This window comes from Bradyrhizobium sp. (assembly GCF_027307225.1).
Lineage (GTDB): Bacteria > Pseudomonadota > Alphaproteobacteria > Rhizobiales > Xanthobacteraceae > Bradyrhizobium.
In genome coordinates, this window is sequence record NZ_DAHUXJ010000097.1 from 37,820 (window position 1) to 53,441 (window position 15,622).

At 62.3% G+C, this 15,622-nt stretch carries 15 protein-coding genes; 8 read left to right on the plus strand and 7 right to left on the minus strand.

All coding sequences use genetic code 11. The features are described from left to right. Positions 1–193 precede the first annotated feature (193 nt). From M6D32_RS16985 to M6D32_RS17005, 5 genes are all read left to right on the plus strand, one after another. On the plus strand, positions 194–970 hold the full coding sequence (locus M6D32_RS16985) for a cyclase family protein (protein WP_298258236.1): 777 nt from the start codon (positions 194–196) through the stop codon (positions 968–970). A gap of 475 nt (positions 971–1,445) precedes the next feature. Then, positions 1,446–2,678 (plus strand): ABC transporter substrate-binding protein, encoded by a 1,233-nt coding sequence (locus tag M6D32_RS16990; RefSeq protein WP_298258238.1) that lies wholly within the window; start codon positions 1,446–1,448, stop codon positions 2,676–2,678. A 265-nt stretch (positions 2,679–2,943) separates the two neighbouring features. Then, complete coding sequence (locus tag M6D32_RS16995; protein ID WP_298258241.1) at positions 2,944–3,819, plus strand: branched-chain amino acid ABC transporter permease; 876 nt, start codon at positions 2,944–2,946, stop codon at positions 3,817–3,819. A 47-nt stretch (positions 3,820–3,866) separates the two neighbouring features. Continuing rightward, positions 3,867–4,793, plus strand: a complete 927-nt coding sequence (locus tag M6D32_RS17000; RefSeq protein WP_298258243.1) for a branched-chain amino acid ABC transporter permease — start codon at positions 3,867–3,869, stop codon at positions 4,791–4,793. Then, positions 4,793–6,277: an ATP-binding cassette domain-containing protein gene (locus M6D32_RS17005; RefSeq protein ID WP_298258246.1), complete on the plus strand. Its 1,485-nt coding sequence runs from the start codon at positions 4,793–4,795 to the stop codon at positions 6,275–6,277. Before M6D32_RS17000 ends, M6D32_RS17005 begins: the two co-directional genes overlap by 1 nt. 22 nt (positions 6,278–6,299) lie before the next feature. Here M6D32_RS17005 and M6D32_RS17010 read toward each other — a convergent pair whose 3' ends face one another. Together M6D32_RS17010 and M6D32_RS17015 are read right to left on the minus strand one after the other, a co-directional pair. Continuing rightward, positions 6,300–6,554, minus strand: coding sequence for a hypothetical protein (locus tag M6D32_RS17010; RefSeq protein ID WP_298258248.1), 255 nt, complete (start codon positions 6,552–6,554; stop codon positions 6,300–6,302). A gap of 100 nt (positions 6,555–6,654) precedes the next feature. Next, positions 6,655–7,380: a Crp/Fnr family transcriptional regulator gene (locus M6D32_RS17015; protein ID WP_298258250.1), complete on the minus strand. Its 726-nt coding sequence runs from the start codon at positions 7,378–7,380 to the stop codon at positions 6,655–6,657. Between the two features lie 432 nt (positions 7,381–7,812). On the opposite strand from M6D32_RS17015, the gene M6D32_RS17020 reads away from it, so the two are divergent. Beyond that, a complete protein-coding gene (locus M6D32_RS17020; protein ID WP_298258301.1) occupies positions 7,813–8,664 on the plus strand; it encodes a CHAD domain-containing protein in 852 nt (283 codons plus the stop codon). 45 nt (positions 8,665–8,709) lie between these two features. On the opposite strand, the gene M6D32_RS17025 is transcribed toward M6D32_RS17020, so the two are convergent. From M6D32_RS17025 to M6D32_RS17040, 4 genes are all read right to left on the minus strand, one after another. Beyond that, positions 8,710–9,153, minus strand: a complete 444-nt coding sequence (locus tag M6D32_RS17025) for a RidA family protein (protein WP_298258251.1) — start codon at positions 9,151–9,153, stop codon at positions 8,710–8,712. A 16-nt stretch (positions 9,154–9,169) separates the two neighbouring features. Continuing rightward, positions 9,170–10,852 (minus strand): benzoate-CoA ligase family protein, encoded by a 1,683-nt coding sequence (locus M6D32_RS17030; RefSeq protein ID WP_298258253.1) that lies wholly within the window; start codon positions 10,850–10,852, stop codon positions 9,170–9,172. Positions 10,853–10,946: 94 nt separating this feature from the next. Continuing rightward, the gene (locus tag M6D32_RS17035) at positions 10,947–11,771 is read right to left on the minus strand and encodes an alpha/beta hydrolase (RefSeq protein WP_298258255.1); all 825 of its coding nucleotides are present in this window, start codon (positions 11,769–11,771) and stop codon (positions 10,947–10,949) included. 3 nt (positions 11,772–11,774) lie between these two features. Continuing rightward, entirely contained in the window at positions 11,775–12,266 is a 492-nt protein-coding gene (locus tag M6D32_RS17040; RefSeq protein WP_298258257.1) for a MarR family transcriptional regulator, read from the minus strand. Positions 12,267–12,519: 253 nt separating this feature from the next. On the opposite strand from M6D32_RS17040, the gene M6D32_RS17045 reads away from it, so the two are divergent. Next, positions 12,520–13,695 carry an ABC transporter substrate-binding protein gene (locus M6D32_RS17045; protein WP_298258259.1) on the plus strand — a complete coding sequence of 392 codons (1,176 nt, stop codon included), beginning with the start codon at positions 12,520–12,522 and terminating at the stop codon, positions 13,693–13,695. Between the two features lie 32 nt (positions 13,696–13,727). Beyond that, positions 13,728–14,183 (plus strand): cupin domain-containing protein, encoded by a 456-nt coding sequence (locus tag M6D32_RS17050; RefSeq protein WP_298258303.1) that lies wholly within the window; start codon positions 13,728–13,730, stop codon positions 14,181–14,183. A gap of 116 nt (positions 14,184–14,299) precedes the next feature. Here M6D32_RS17050 and M6D32_RS17055 read toward each other — a convergent pair whose 3' ends face one another. Beyond that, positions 14,300–15,550, minus strand: coding sequence for a flavin-dependent oxidoreductase (locus M6D32_RS17055; RefSeq protein ID WP_298258261.1), 1,251 nt, complete (start codon positions 15,548–15,550; stop codon positions 14,300–14,302). Between the last annotated feature and the right edge of the window lie 72 nt (positions 15,551–15,622).

The window sequence follows — 15,622 nt, forward strand, 5'->3', positions numbered from 1 at the left end:
GTGGCTCCGAAAAATGATACGAACTTCGGAATCGGGACACTAGGCGTCGGAAATAGAAATAGCTGACGGAATCTTAAAATATCATTCGCCGCACGGAGCGGATTCTGCCCCGATCCGGCTCCTTGCGGGCAAGGCTTGACAGCCCCTGCCTTTAACCCCTCACAATGCATCAAACAGAAGATGAGGGAGCGCCATGGCGCGAAAACTGATCGATATTTCCGTGCCGCTGCAAAACGACGTTCCGGCCGATCCGCCGGGCATCAATCCGCGCATCGAATATCACGATCACCAGCAGAGCCTGCCGCGCATGCTCGGCTTTTTCCCGGGTCTCAAGGCGCAGGATCTGCCGGACGGCCAGGGTTGGGCGATGGAGACGGTGCAGCTCTCGACCCATAACGGCACCCATCTCGATGCGCCCTACCACTACCATCCGACCATGAACCGCGGCGAGCGCGCCTGGACCATCGAGGAAGTGCCGCTCGAATGGTGTTTCCAGCCCGCGGTCAAACTCGACTTCCGGCATTTCGCCGACGGCTATGTCGTCACCGCTGATGATGTCGAGGCCGAACTCAAGCGCATCGGCCATACGCTGTCGCCGCTCGAGATCGTCGTGGTCAACACCAGCGCCGGCGCCAAATACGGCCAGGCAGACTTCGTCAATTCCGGCTGCGGCATGGGCTATGAGGCGACGATGTACCTGCTCGAGCGCGGCGTGCGCCTGACCGGCATCGACGGCTGGAGCTGGGACGCGCCGTTCGTGTTCACCGCGAAGAAATACGCCGAGACGAAGGATGCAAGCCTGATCTGGGAAGGCCACAAGGCCGGGCGTCACATCGGCTATTGCCACATCGAGAAGCTGCACAATCTGGAGCTTCTTCCCTCGACCGGCTTCATGGTGTGCTGTTTTCCGGTGAAGATCGAACGCGCTTCCGCGGGCTGGACGCGCGCGGTTGCAATCATGGATACCTGAAGAAACGCCACCGGTGATTAAGATGCGGAGAGAATGATCTATTGCGCTCGCCGATGCGATTGGCAGAGCGTCGTTTCAGTCGGTTCCCGACCGAAAGAAGATGGCAGCACGCCTGGTGAGAAGCCATGCGCAAGTCCTATCATTGATTCGGGAAAGGACCTGACGCGCTCCTTCGCGCTTTATCCTTTCGTCTCATCGGCCGATGCCATCCTGCCAATCACGGCCGGAACGAGCGACCTTGTAATCCATTGAATCCGAAGAGAAAAAGCACCTTCAGAAAATATTCCCTGGAGGCAGCGGCTCGGGGCGTTAACGCTGGCGCGAAAGCAAACCGGCTGCGACGATTTTGGTCTTTCCAAGAGGCGAGCCGGGTCGTACCACGGCAACGGTTTGAGCGTTTCGCTTGCTGGGGACGCAGGCGAGGCTACAATAACGTCAAAGGCCGCCAAGGCCGAGATCAAGGGAGAGAAATATCATGACGACAACATTCCGTTCGCTGCTCGGCGCGACGGCCCTCGGCCTGGTGCTGGCCTCGAGCCAGGCACTCGCCGCCGACCCGATCAAGATCGGCGTCATCGCCGAAGCACAGGCGATCGCCGGCGCCTCGATCCCGCAGGCCGCTCAGCTCGCAGCCGACGAGATCAACGCCAAGGGCGGCGTCGACGGCCGCAAGATCGAAATCATCACCTATGACAACCACTCTTCGTCCGCCGATTCCGTTCGCGCCTTCCAGCGCGCGGTCAACGAAGACAAGGTCAACATCGTCATCGCGAGCTACATCAGCGAAGTGGTGCTGGCGCTGGAGCCCTGGGCCGCGCGCCTGAAGACGCCCTTCATCACGCCGGGCGCGGCCTCCAACGAGATCAGCAAGGCCGTCCACGCCGACTACGAGAAGAACAAGTACACCTTCCACGGCTACCTGACCTCGGCTGCGCTGGCGCAGTCGGTGTGCGACGCCGCCAAGGATCTGCTCGTCGACCAGAAGCACATGAAGACCGCCGTCATCATGAGCGAGGACGCCGCCTGGACCAAGCCGCTCGACATCGGCTACGAGGATTGCCTGCCCAAGATCGGGCTGAAGGTGCTCGACCACATCCGCTTCTCGCCAGACACCACCGACTTCACGCCGATCTTCAACAAGATCGAGGGCTCCAAGCCCGACGTGATCATCACCGGCATCTCGCATGTCGGCGTGCAGCCGACCGTGCAGTGGAAGAACCAGCAAGTGCCGATCCCGATGTTCGGCATCTCCTCGCAGGCCACCAACTCGACCTTCAGCAAGGACACCAACGATGCCTCCGAAGGGGTGATCTATCAGGGCGTGTCGGGGACGGGCGTGGCGGTGACCCCCAAGAGCATTCCGTTCACCGAGGCTTTCAAGGCGAAGTTCGGCAACTTCCCGTCCTATTGCGGCTACACCGCCTATGACGAAGTTTATTACATCGCCGACGCCGTGAAGCGCGCCGGCTCGACCGACGCCGACAAGCTGGTCGCGGCGCTGGAAAAGACCGACTGGGTCGGCACCATCGGCCGCACGCAGTTCTATGGCAAGGACGACCCCTTCACGCACTCGATCAAGTACGGCAAGGGGCTCATCACCGGGTTGATGCTGCAATGGCAGGATAGCCAGCAGGTCGCCGTCTGGCCATCGGACGTCGCCAAGGCCAAACTGAAGTTCCCGAGCTTCATCAAGGTCACGACGAACTGAACTTGCGGAAGGTGCTCCCGGGGATTCTTTCCCCGGGAGCATTTTCATGGCGTAAAGTTGTCTTGAAGGGATAGGCAGCGGGGGCTGCCGCGGGCAGTGCCGTCTATTTGAAGTTCCTGCATTACTCGCCGCGGGTCCAACCAGGAACTTCAAATAGAAGACGGCGCTGAAAACATCAGAGATTTGCGAGTGCCCTTTGCTTTCCGAAGTTCGTGCAGAGGGTGCAGCGGGGATTACGAACTTCGGAAAACGGGCACTCGTATCAATGCTTGCGTTACAAATTCTGATCGACGGTTTTGCCATCAGCGCGCTTTATGCGCTGGGTGCGACCGGATTTACCCTCATCTTCGGCGTCTCCGGCGTGCTGAACCTGTCGCACGGCGCCATCATGGTGCTGGCGGCGGTGGCCGCTTGGGCGGCAGCAAGCGTGCTTCACCTCGGCAGTTATTCCGGCGCGTTGCTCGGCGTGGCGGTCGCCGTGGTGGCCTCCTTCGCCACCTATTTTGCGGTGGTGCAGCCGATCCAGAAGTCACGCCGCATCGCCACGGAGGAGAAGGAAATCTTCATCCTCACCAGCACGCTGCTTTGGGGCATCATGATCCAGGAACTGATCGCCTACTTCTTCACCAACAATGCCAAGACCGTGCTGCCGATCGTCGAAGGGGTCGTCAATATCTTTGGCGAACGGACGACGAAAAACGAAATATTCACCGCCGTTGTCTGTTGCGTTTCGATCGGCCTGCTTTGGCTGCTCGTGAACCGCACCCGTACCGGCAAGGCCGTGCTGGCGGCGTCGATGAACCCGCGCGGCGTCACCCTGCTCGGGCTGGAGCTCGGCAGCATCTATCTCGTGGTCTGGGGGATCTACGGCATCCTGGCGGGCATCGCCGGCGTGCTGCTCGGCATGTTCCTGGGGGTAAGCTCCTACAGCGTCGGACCGCTGACGGCGAGCGCGTTCTCGATCGTCGTGCTGGGCGGTCTCGGCAGCGTCTCCGGATCGCTGATCGCAGCCTTCGTTGTCGGCTACCTCGAAACCATCACGGCCTATCTGATCTCGCCGGCCTACCGGACCATTCCGGCGCTGCTGCTGCTTGTCGCCGTGATGTATGTGCGGCCGCAAGGCCTGCTCGGGAGGCGCTAGGTGGGCGCTGCGACAGAGGACGAACTTCGGAAGGTGGGCACTAGCTGATGGCAAGCTTCTTTAAATCGCGGCTCTTCTTCATTTCGATCGCGATCGTGATCGTTGCAGCGACCCTGCCGCTTTATATGTCCGGCTACGTGCTGGGCCTGCTCACGGTCGCCTTTTACTTCGGCGTGTTCGCGATGTCCTGGGATCTCTTGTTCGGCTTTGCCGGCGAGGTCAATTTCGGCCCGACCTTCCTGATCGGCGTCGGCGCCTATACCGCCGGCATTCTGAACGCCCAGACCGGCTGGTCGGTCTATCCCTGCATTGTGCTCGGCGCGCTTGCTGCCGTGATTGCCGGGCTCGTTCTGGCGTTGCCGGCCTTGCGCGTGCGCGGACCTTACTTCGGCCTGACCACGCTGGTCGCGGTTCTGATCCTGCAGAACTTCATCGTCGTGTTCGCCGATCTCACCGGCGGCGAAATCGGCCTGACCATTCCCGACGTCATCACGATCAACGCCGGCGCGAATTACTGGATCGCGCTCGGCTTCATGACGATCAGCGCGCTCATCCTCTACGGCCTGGCGCAATCGCCGATCGGCCTCGTGCTGCAGGCGAGTGGCCAGGACCCGGTTCAGGCCGGGGCGCTCGGCTTCAACATCGTCAAGCACAAGCTCGCGGCCTTCATCGTCTCGGCCTTCTTCTCCGGCCTCTCCGGCGCGCTCTTGGTGTTCTACATGGGCACCGCCTCGGTCGGCACCGTTGTCGATATCGCGGTCGGCGTGAACGTGATCGTTGCCGCCGTGCTGGGCGGACGCCGCACCGTGCTGGGCGCAGCGCTCGGCGCGATTTTCCTGATCGTCGCCGGCGAATTCTTGAGGCCGACCGGCGAGCTTGCGACCTTCATCGTTTCGGCGGTCGCGCTTCTGGTCGTGCTGTTCTTTCCCGGCGGCTTCCTGGGCGCAGCCCTTTCGCATGAGGGGCGCTCATAATGGACGCAACGACCACCAACAACGCGCCGGTGCTGGAAGTCCGCGGCCTTACCAAGCGCTTCGGCGGCTTGACCGCGGTCAAGAACCTCGATCTCGACGTTCATGCCGGCGAGATCTTCGGCCTGATCGGCCCGAACGGGTCCGGCAAGTCGACCGCGATGAAGTCGATCATGGGGATCGAGCGCCCGACCGCGGGCAAGGTCGTCTTCCAGGGCGAGGATGTCGCAGGCCTGCCGGCGCACAAGATCGCGCGCAAGGGCTTCGGCATGGTGTTTCAGCATTCGCGGCCGCTGAACCGGCAGACGGTGCTGGAAAACATCATGGTGGCGCTGTTGCCGGACAGCCTGTTGATGCTGTTTCCGGACAAGGCGCTGACCGAGCGCGCCAAGTGGATCGCCAATCGCGTCGGCCTCGGCGCGGTGATGGACCGCCGTCCGCCCACCCTGCCCTTCGCCGATTTGCGGCGCCTTGAACTCGCCAAAGCCATCGCGCGCGATCCCAAGGTGGTGCTGGTCGACGAACCCTTTGCCGGGCTGACGCTCGCCGAGGTCGGCACCTTCTCCGAACTCATCAAGAGCTTCCGCGACGAAGGCCGCGCGGTGCTGCTCGTCGATCACAACGTCAAGAGCGTGGCGGCCCTGGTCGACCGGGTGCTCGCGATGTATCTCGGCGAGGAAATCGTCACCGGCCGCGCCGACGAGGTCATGCGCAACGAGACGGTTCGGCGTGTCTATCTCGGCGGCGCGATCGAGACGGCGGCGCGCCCCGAAAACTCCTTCAAGGACAAGGTCCCGCTGCTCCAGGTCGAAAATGTCAGCGTGTTCTACGGCAAGGCCCAGGCGCTGGAGAACGTGTCGATCCACGTCCATCATGGCGAATTCGTCTCGGTGGTGGGATTGAACGGCGCCGGCAAGACCACGCTGTTCAACACGATCTCCGGCTTTTTGCCCTATAACGGCGAGGTCATCCGCGACGGCGAAAAGCTGCGCGGCACGAGCCCGGCAAAGATCGCGCGCAGCGGCATCGTGCAATGTCCGGAATCGCGTGAGCTGTTTGGCGAGATGACGGTGCGGGAAAATCTCGATCTCGGCGGCCAGCACCTCACCGACGCGGACAGGGCCAAGCAACTCGCCTGGCTGTTCGAGCTGTTCCCGATCCTCAAACAGCGTCAGGGCCAGCTGGCACAGACGCTTTCGGGCGGCGAGCAGCAGATGCTCGCGATCGGACGCGCGCTGATGATGCAGCCCAAGATCCTGATCCTCGACGAGCCGACGCTGGGTCTTGCGCCGGTCATCCTGGAGACGCTGTCAAAGGCGCTCGAGCGGTTGCGCCAGACCACTGACATCACCGTGCTGCTGGGCGAACAGAACGTGACGTTCGCGCTTCCGCATGCCGATCGCGTCTATGTGCTTGAGCACGCGCGGATCGTCTGGGAAGGCGATCCGGGCCGCTTCGCCGCAGAGGCTGGCGAGGGTTATCTTTAAATCCAGCAGCGGCTGGCTGCTTTCAATACGCGCGAACCGTCTGCACGGGCTCTGCCATGTTCGGCTGCGCGGTCTGCGTCGGCATGTCGGCTGCGCTGCCATCGCCGATGAATTCCGCCTGGACGGCTTGCGAAATCCAGACCGGCACCTTCGGATCAAGGGTCGCGAGTGCAACGAGTACTAGCGGTACGGCGGCGACCAGGATGACAAATCCAACGCCGCTTTTCGGTTCGATGCGGTAGGTGCTTTTACGTGATCTGTCGTGCGGAGCGTGCATGGGTTTCTCCAGTCGCTGAAGATGTCCCCCACGCAAACTCTAGCCCGTCGCCGATCAAACCCGTGTGACCTGCTTCACATCCGCGCACTGCTAGCGTGATTCAATCGTCGTCCACGCCCGATCCCGCAATTTCCTGCAGCGATGCGACGTCGAGCACGACAATGGCGCCGTGCTCAAGACGAACCCAGTTTCGCAAGGCCCAGGCGCGCAGCTGCTTGTTGATGCTCTCGCGCGACATGCCGACCATCTCGCTGATTTCCTGCTGGGTTACCGCGATGGTGCGGCTATCCTTCGCGGCCTTGTGCCGATCGGTGAGACGGATCAGCGCGCTGGCGAGCCGCCCCGGCAGATCCTGCAAGATCACCTCTTCCACCTGGTCGGACGTCCAACGCAGCCGCGCGCACAACAGCTCGATGAATTTCATCGCGAGCGCGGGCTGGCTCTTCACGAACGGCAAGAATTCGCGGCGATCGATGACGACGATCTCGCAATTGCTGTTGGCGATGGCGTCCGCCGTTCGCGCCTGGCCATCGAGAACGGCAACCTCGCCGAATATCTCGCCGGGACCGATCAGGTTGAGGATCGCGCTGCGCCCGTCGGGCGATGAAATGCTGATCTTCACCGTTCCCGAAATAACCGCGATCAGGCTATTGCCGGGGTCGCCCCTGGAGAAGATCGTCGCCCCGCGCTTGAGCATCGCGGGCTTGGCATAGCGGCCGAGCTGCTCGAACGCCTCCACATCGAGGTCGCAGAAAATCGGGTGCTTGCGCAGCACCGAAAGCTTGCCCGTCACCGGCCGGGGTTCGATGGTCTTGTCCTGGGACACGCCTACTAGAGCTCCGATTCCGAAGTTCGCAAGCAATCAGTGGCACCTCTGATGCGAACTTCGGAATCAAAGGAGCTCTAGCAACCTATTGTTTCTAGTGCGGCTTTGAATTTGAAGTTCCTATGATGAGCTTGCCGCAACGCTGATAGGAACTTCAAATTCGCCGCACTGGTTCTCCGGACACGAAAGCCGGCGTAAAAACCCGCCAGACGGCCAATCCAATCGTCGGGCCGAGGCCAAGGTTGGGCAGCCGGGTCCCCACCCAAAAATTACCGTCCCGAGCGCGATTTCCGGGAATTTTCTCAGTACTGCCGCAAAGCTCGTCTGGGAACAAGCCCCGTTGTCAAGCTAACTGCAGCCGGGCACCCTGTCTCCATGAGCGCAGCCGTCACAGTTAAGAGATCGATAACGCAGGCGCCGCCACCGGAGGCGATGACGTGCGAGACCGCTTTTCGGACTGCGGCGACCCAATATCTCGGTCAGCTGACAGCGCAGCATAAGGGTACGTCTGCGGGCGAGGCTGCGTCCCTACACGCCATGCGTGTTTCCTTGACCCGGTTGCGGACCACCATTGCCTTGTTTTCGCCCATGGTGGAGGGCGACGAGGAGATGCGGCTTGCCGCGGAATTGAAATGGCTGAATGCGCATCTCGGCATGGTTCGCGACCTCGACGTCGCGCTCGAACGGCTTGCAAAAATCAAGCAGCCAACGGACGCGACCGAGCGGGCCTGGCGAGATGAACGGGCCACCTGCCTGCGCCATTTGAGCCGTACCCTCGGCTCGTCGCGCTATCGTCGGCTGACCGTGGATCTCGCCGCCTGGATCGCGCACGGCGACTGGTCGCGCAAACGATCGAAGCAGGCGGTTGAACGGCGCGCGCGGCCTGCGGAGCCATACTGCTCGGAAAAACTGCTGAGGTGGCGAAAAAAGCTTCTAAGGAAAAGCCGCAAGCTTGAGGACGTCGGCGCCCGCAAGCGCCATCGCCTGCGGCTCGCCAACAAGCGGCTGAACTACGCCATCGAGGCTGCGGCCAAACTGATCCCGGCCAGCGAGACGCCGACACAACAGGCGACGCTGAAGCTCCTGCGCAAGGTTCACAAATCGCTTGGGCAACTCAACGACGATGAACGGCGCCGCTCGCTCCTACGTGCGCTTGGCGACGACGAGGCGGGTGCAGCCGATCTCCTGCTCGACGCCAGGCAAAAGAAGCGGCTGCTGCGCAAAGCGGTCAAGGCTTACGACGAACTGGCGGAGCTTGAGCCGCCGAAGATTTCAAACACGTGACGCGGTCCTTCTCACCTCTTCCCGTTCACGGGAAGAGAAGAAACATCAGCGCGGCACGACCGCCGTTGCTTCGATCTCGACCCTGGCCTCTTTCTCGACCAGGCGCACGACCTGCACCAGCGCCATCGCCGGGTAATGCGCGCCGAAGATCTCGCGATAGATCTGCCCGAGCGCCCTCAGGCTCGACAAATATTCGTCCATGTCGACGACGTACCACGTCAGGCGCACCAAGTGCTCCGGCCTCGCCTCACCTTCCGCGAGAATGGCGGCGATATTGCGCAAGGTTTGCCGCACCTGCGCCAGGAAATCGGAAGGCAGATGGCCGTGGACGTCCCAGCCGATGACGCCGCCGGTCACCACCAGCCTGCCCTCGGCGGTCATGCCGTTGGCGTAGCCTTTTGGCATCGGCCAGCCGCTCGGTTGCAGCGTTCGCACCCCCGTCTCGTCGTCGGAGCGGGCGGCGGAGGCCGGGCCTTTCGAAGGGTTCACCGATATTTCTCCTTACCTATTCGGCCGCAACGCCCGGCGACGTGCCTTTACCTAGCGCCATCTGCCGCAGCGCAAAGCGCTGGAGCTTGCCGGTCTGGGTCTTGGGCAATTGCGCGACATATTCGATCGCGCGCGGATACTTATAGGGCGCGATGGCCTGCTTGACGTATTCCTGCAACTCGGACGTCAGCGCATCGCCGGCGACCGCTTTTGCCGCCAGCACCACATAGGCCTTGACGATCATGCCACGCGCCTCGTCGGGCGCCCCGACCACGCCGCATTCGGCGACACTCGCGTGGCTGAGCAGCGCCGCCTCGACCTCGGGACCGGCGATGTTGTAGCCGGAGGAAATGATCATGTCGTCTGATCGCGCGACGAACGAGAAGCGGCCCTTTTCATCGCGGGTGAAGGAATCGCCGGTCATGTTCCAGCCATCGCGCACATAATTGGTCTGGCGAGCGTCGGCGAGATAGCGGCAGCCCGTCGGGCCGCGCACCGCGAGCTTGCCGATCGCGCCTGCCGGCAGCTCATTCATGTTGTCGTCGACGATCTTGGCTTCATAGCCCGCGACCGGCATTCCGGTCGAACCGGCGGCAGCGCTGCCGGTGCGGTTAGAGATGAAGATATGCAGCAGTTCCGTGCTGCCGATGCCATCGAGAATGGTCTTGCCGGTTTTTTTCGTCCAGCTCTCGAACACCGGCGCCGGCAAGGTTTCACCGGCCGAGACCGCAAGCCGCAGCGACGACAGGTCCGCGCCCTGGTCCATCGCGCTCATCATCGCACGATAGGCGGTCGGCGAGGTGAAACAGATCGTGGCTTTGTAGGTCTCGATAATCTTGACCATCTCGGGAGGGGAAGCGTTTTCGAGCAGCGTCGCGGTCGCGCCGAACCGCAGCGGGAAGATCGCCAGTCCTCCGAGCCCGAAGGTGAAGGCGAGCGGCGGCGAGCCGACGAACACGTCGTCCGGCGTGACGCCCAGCACTTCCTTCGCGTAACCGTCCGCGATCATCAGGAGATCGCGATGAAAGTGCATCGTCGCCTTCGGTTCGCCTGTCGTGCCCGACGTAAAGCCGAGCAGCGCCACGTCGTCGCGGCCGGTTTTGACGGCCGCGAAACGCACCGGCTTGCTCAAGGCGACGCGATCGAGCTCGGCGTCATGGTTCGACGTGCCGTCGAAATTGACGACCTGCCTGAGGAAGCGGCTGGTCTTGGCGCACGCGACCAGTTCATCGGCAATGCGACTGTCGGTCAGCGCCAGCGAAATCTCGGCCTTGTCGACAATCTTGCTCAACTCGACCGCGCGAAGCAGCGGCATGGTATTGACGACTACCGCGCCTGCTTTGGTCGCCGCCAGCCAGGCGGCCACCAGCGCCGGATTGTTGCCGGAGCGGATCAGCACGCGATTGCCGGGCTTGACGCCGTAATTCTCCACCAGCGCATGCGCGAGGCGGTTCGACCAATCGGAGAGTTCCTTGTAGGTGCGCTGGCGGCCGTTGCCGATCAGCGCGGTGTGATCGCCAAAACCCTTCTCGACCATGCGATCGGTCAATTCGACCGCAGCGTTTAGATAGTCCGGATATTGAAACTCCGGCCGATCGAGCAGGAGATCCGGCCATAGTTCGAGCGGCGGCAGATTCCGCCGGGCAAAATCGTCGACGTGACCCGTGGGGCCAAGCGATGGGGAAATTCGACCTGACATTTCCATCGTCTCCCGGTTTCGGAGTGACGGGTTCAAAACATTTTATACTTAAAACAATTCGATGCAATAGGCCGGCTTTAGTCTTTTGGCGGATTTAGCGCCCCGCCAATTGCTTTAGCCGAAGAGTCATCGCCGAGGCCGGGTCGGCGAGCGGGGCAATCGCGGTGAAATGGTTGGCCGCGGGCAGACTGCCGTAACTGGTGGCGATGCCGGCTTCGTTCCAGGCCTCGGCGATCGCTTTGCTCTGGCGGTGATATTCCGCGCTCTCCGCCTCGCCCACCACCGCGTCCAGGCTGCCGTGCGATGGCGGTTGCCAGAACAACGGACTTGAGGCACGGGCCGAGGCGGCGTCGAGACGCAACGCCTTGTTGATGGAGGTCGCAACCAATGGCTCGAGCTCGAACAGGCCGGAGATCGCATAGGCCGCGCGCACGAGCTGCGGCGGCAGAGAATCTTCGTAGGCCTTCCAGTCGGTGGCGAGCATGCAGGCCGCGAGATGTCCGCCGGCGGAGTGCCCGCTGACGACAAGCGTTTCCGAGATCTTCGCCAGTTCGAGCATCGCCTCGCGCATCTGCATGATGATGTCGGCCACCGAAACCTGGGGGCAAAGATCGTAGGTCGGAATGGCAACGCCGATGCCGTGGGCGTTGAGGCCGCGCGCCATATGGCTGAACCACGACCCATCCAGCGCCTGCCAATAGCCGCCATGAATGAAAACGGCGAGCGGCGCTTTGTCTTCGCCTTTGTCCCCACCGAAGACGTCGATCACATGACGCGGTTCAGGCCCGTATGCAATCCGGCGTGGGGCGTTCTGTTCGCGATAGGCCGCTGCATCCCTCGCCCACCCGGCCATCAGTTCCGGGTTTTCCGGGACGCGGGCCCGGTTGTTGTATTCGGCCTCGTAGTCTATTCCGTTCACGCTTCACGTCCTGCCCAGCGCGGCCTTCTGCGCTGACGCCTTGGTCTTGGCGAGCAGCCGCATCAATTCGCGCACGTCTTTCGGCGACAGATCGGAGAAGATATCGGCGATCCAGTTCTCGTGCTCGGCCGCCATCTTGCGGAATTCGGCGCGGCCGGCCTTGGTCAGGCGGATCACCTGGACGCGCCGGTCGCTCTCGGATGTCCGCCGGTCGAGATGGCCGGATTCAACCAGCCGCTCGACGAGGCCGGTGACGTTGCCGTTGCTGACCATCATGCGCTTGGAGACGTCCGAAAGCGTCATCCCCTCCGGCACCTTGTCGAGCTGGGCCATCAGGTCGAACCGCGGCAGCGTCACGTCGAAGCGCTCGCGCAAGCGGCCTCTTACCTCGCCCTCGATCAGGGTGGTGCAGGTCAAAAGCCGCAGCCACAGCCGCAGCTCGTCGCCGTGATCGCCGGGAAGCTCGACGGCCTTGGTCTCGGAATCGAGGATCATGCTGCAACCATGCTTACCTTTTTGAGCTTCACGTAATTGAAGCGCCGCATCAAGTCAAAACGCGAACCGGCCCCACGCAGTTCGACAGTTTTCCAGATTTCTTTAAGTTTCAAATAATTGGCGCGGCCTTTGCATGTTAACGTTATGGTTGGGCCATAACTCGCCTAAGGACGCGGTTGCCGCCGCGGCCATCATCGGCATAAGCTGCCCGAAATAATAGTCCGATATGCGGGCGATCAAGGGGAGAAGGGTCATGCGTCACCTATTGAAATGGGCCGCGCTTGCGGCCGCGGCCGGGATTTTCATTCAGCCGGCGACAGCCCAGGAGAAACTGAAAGTCGGCCTGATCGCGACCCTGTCGGGTCCGGCCGCCGCACTGGGCGCGCAGGTCCGCGACGGCTTCAACCTCGCGGTGAAGGATCTCGGCGGCAAGATGGGCGGCCGCGACGTCGAGGTGATCGTCGCCGACGACGAACTGAAACCCGACGTCGCTGTCTCCAAGGTGAAAGGCCTGCTCGAGCGCGACAAGGTCGATTTTGTCGTCGGCCCGATCTTCTCCAATATCCTGCTGGCGATTCATCGGCCGGTCGTCGACAACAAGACGTTCCTGATCAGCCCCAATGCCGGTACGTCGAGCTATGCCGGCAAGGCTTGCAGCCCGTTCTTCTATGTCACGTCCTACCAGAACGACCAGGTGCACGCGGTGCTCGGCAAGGTCGCGCAGGACCGCGGCTACAAGCGCGTCTATATACTGGAGCCGAACTACCAGGCCGGCAAGGATTCGGCCGCCGGGTTCAAGCTCGAGTACAAGGGCCAGATCACCGAGGAAAGCTACGTGCCGCTCGGCACGCTCGACTTCCAGGTCGAACTGTCCAAGATCGCTGCGCAGAAACCTGATGCCGTCTTCACTTTCATGCCCGGCGGCATGGGCGTGAGCCTGGTGAAGCAGTACAAGCAGGCGGGACTTGCCGACAAGATTCCGGTGCTGTCGGCCTTCACCGTCGATGAATCGACGCTGCCGGCGCAGCAGGATGCGGCCGTAGGCATGTTCGGCGGCGCGGACTGGGCGCCGGACCTCGACAATCCGCAGAGCAAGAAATTCGTGGCGGGTTACGAGGCTGCCTATAAGAGCGTGCCCGGCACGTACGCCATGCAGGGCTATGACACCGCGCTTCTGATCGACAGCGCCGTGAAGGCGCTCAAGGGCGATCTTTCCAACAAGGAAGCGGTCGCGGCCGCCCTGAAGAAGGCCGATTTCAAGTCTCTGCGCGGCAACTTCAAGTTCAACATCACCGGCTATCCGATTCAGGACTTCTATTTGACCAAGGTCGCCAAGCGGCCGGACGGCAAGTTCGAGACCGAGATCGTGCAGAAAGTCTTCGCCAATGACGCCGACCGCTACGCCAAGGAATGCGTGCCGGGCAAGTAAGACGTGGGTAGAGGAAGGGGAGTGAAGTGAGTATGACGAGCGAGATCACCGGCATCACCCGCGCCAATGAAGGCATCCAGGGCATTTCCTGGAACATTCTCGGCCAGACCTATGTGCCGAAGAATCGCAGCGACCACAGCTTCTCGTGGCATGCGACGTTCCCACCCGGCACCTTCGTGCCACCGCATATTCATCCCGACCAGGATGAATATCTCTACATCCTCGAAGGCAAGCTCGACTTCATGCTCGGCGGCTCGGACGCGCAGGCGACGCCCGGCGACCTCGTCCGGCTCGGGATGGGCATTCCGCACGGCATCTTCAACAAATCCGATCAGGTGGTGAAGGTGCTGTTCTGGGTCTCGCCGACGCAGAAGCTCTACGAACTGTTCTGGGGCATTCACAACATGAAGGAGCAAACGCCCGACGCGGTCGTGGCGCTCGCCGCCGAGCACAACATCCACTTCCTGCCCCCGCCTCCGGGAGCGTGATTGTCAAAAGCCGTCATTCCGGGATGGTGCGTCAGCACCAGACCCGGAATCTCGAGATTCCGGGCTCGCTGCTTTGCAGCGCCCCGGAATGACAACGTGAGAATGGCGTGAAAGGACTACCCCCTCACCGCCGCCAGTCCTGGCACGGCGGCGAAGCCCGCCTTGGTGGCATAGCCGCGCACGATCGCTTCGCGCTGGGCGTAGCTCAGCACCTTGTCGATATCGGTGAACCCATCCGGCGCGAGCTGCTCGACCGCATCGATCACGCCCTCCGGTCCGCCGCGGCGGTTGGAACGCACGATCTCGGCCGTCATCGGCAGGCGCTTCTGTTCGTAGGCGACCAGCGCCTGACGCGGATGTTCGGAACGCACGAGCAAGTCTGCAAGGCAGCGCGCATCCAGAATGGCCTGCGACGCGCCGTTTGAGCCGACCGGGTACATCGGATGCGCGGCGTCGCCGAGCAGCGTGACGCGGCCATCAGACCAATACGGCAACGGATCGCGGTCGCAGGTCGGATATTCATAAAATTCCGGCGTCGCCGAAATGAGGCTCGCGACGTCGACATACGGCATCGAGAAGCGCGCCACATGCGGCATCAGCTCTTCGCGCTTGCCGGGACGCGACCAGTCCTCGCGGCGCGGCGGCGGCGAAGAGCCGTCGCCGATCTTGACCAGCACGGCCCAGTTGGTCAGGCGGTTCGACGGGCTCGAGCCTTCCGCGATCGGATAGACCACGACCTTGGCATTGAGGCCGCCGGCGACGATCATCGAGCGGCCGGTCAGGAACATCGGCCAGTCGCGCGCGCCGCGCCAGAGCATCAGGCCGTTCCAGCACGGCGGGCCTTCGTTGGGAAACAGCGTCTCGCGCACGCGTGAATGAATGCCATCGGCGCCGATCAGGATGTCGCCGCGCACGGTCTTGATATGATGACCCGAGCGGTCGAAGAAATGCGCCGTGACGCCGCCCTCGTCCTGGGTGAACGCACCGAGGCGATGGCCGGTGTGAATGAATTCCTTGCCGAGCCGCTCCTCTACTGCGTGATGGATCACGCTTTGCAAGCGCCCGCGATGGATCGAGAATTGCGGAACGTCATGGCCGGCGTCGATGCCGCGCGTGTCGCGCCAGACTTCCTGGCCATGGCGATTGAGGTAATAGAGCACATCGGTGCGGATCGAGGCGTCGTCGAGTTTTTGCAACAGGCCGAGTTGGGCGAGTTCGCGGATCGCATGCGGCAGCGTGTTGATGCCGACGCCGAGTTCACGGATAGTGTCCGTCTGTTCGAACACCTCGCAGCCGATGCCGCGGACGCGCAACATCAACGCCGTGGTCAGACCACCGATGCCGCCGCCGACGATAATCGCCTTCATCGCCTTAACTCCACTCACACACGCTCAAGTTGCCCGCTACCCGGTTCACCCCTTCCCTCAAGGGATGGGCGA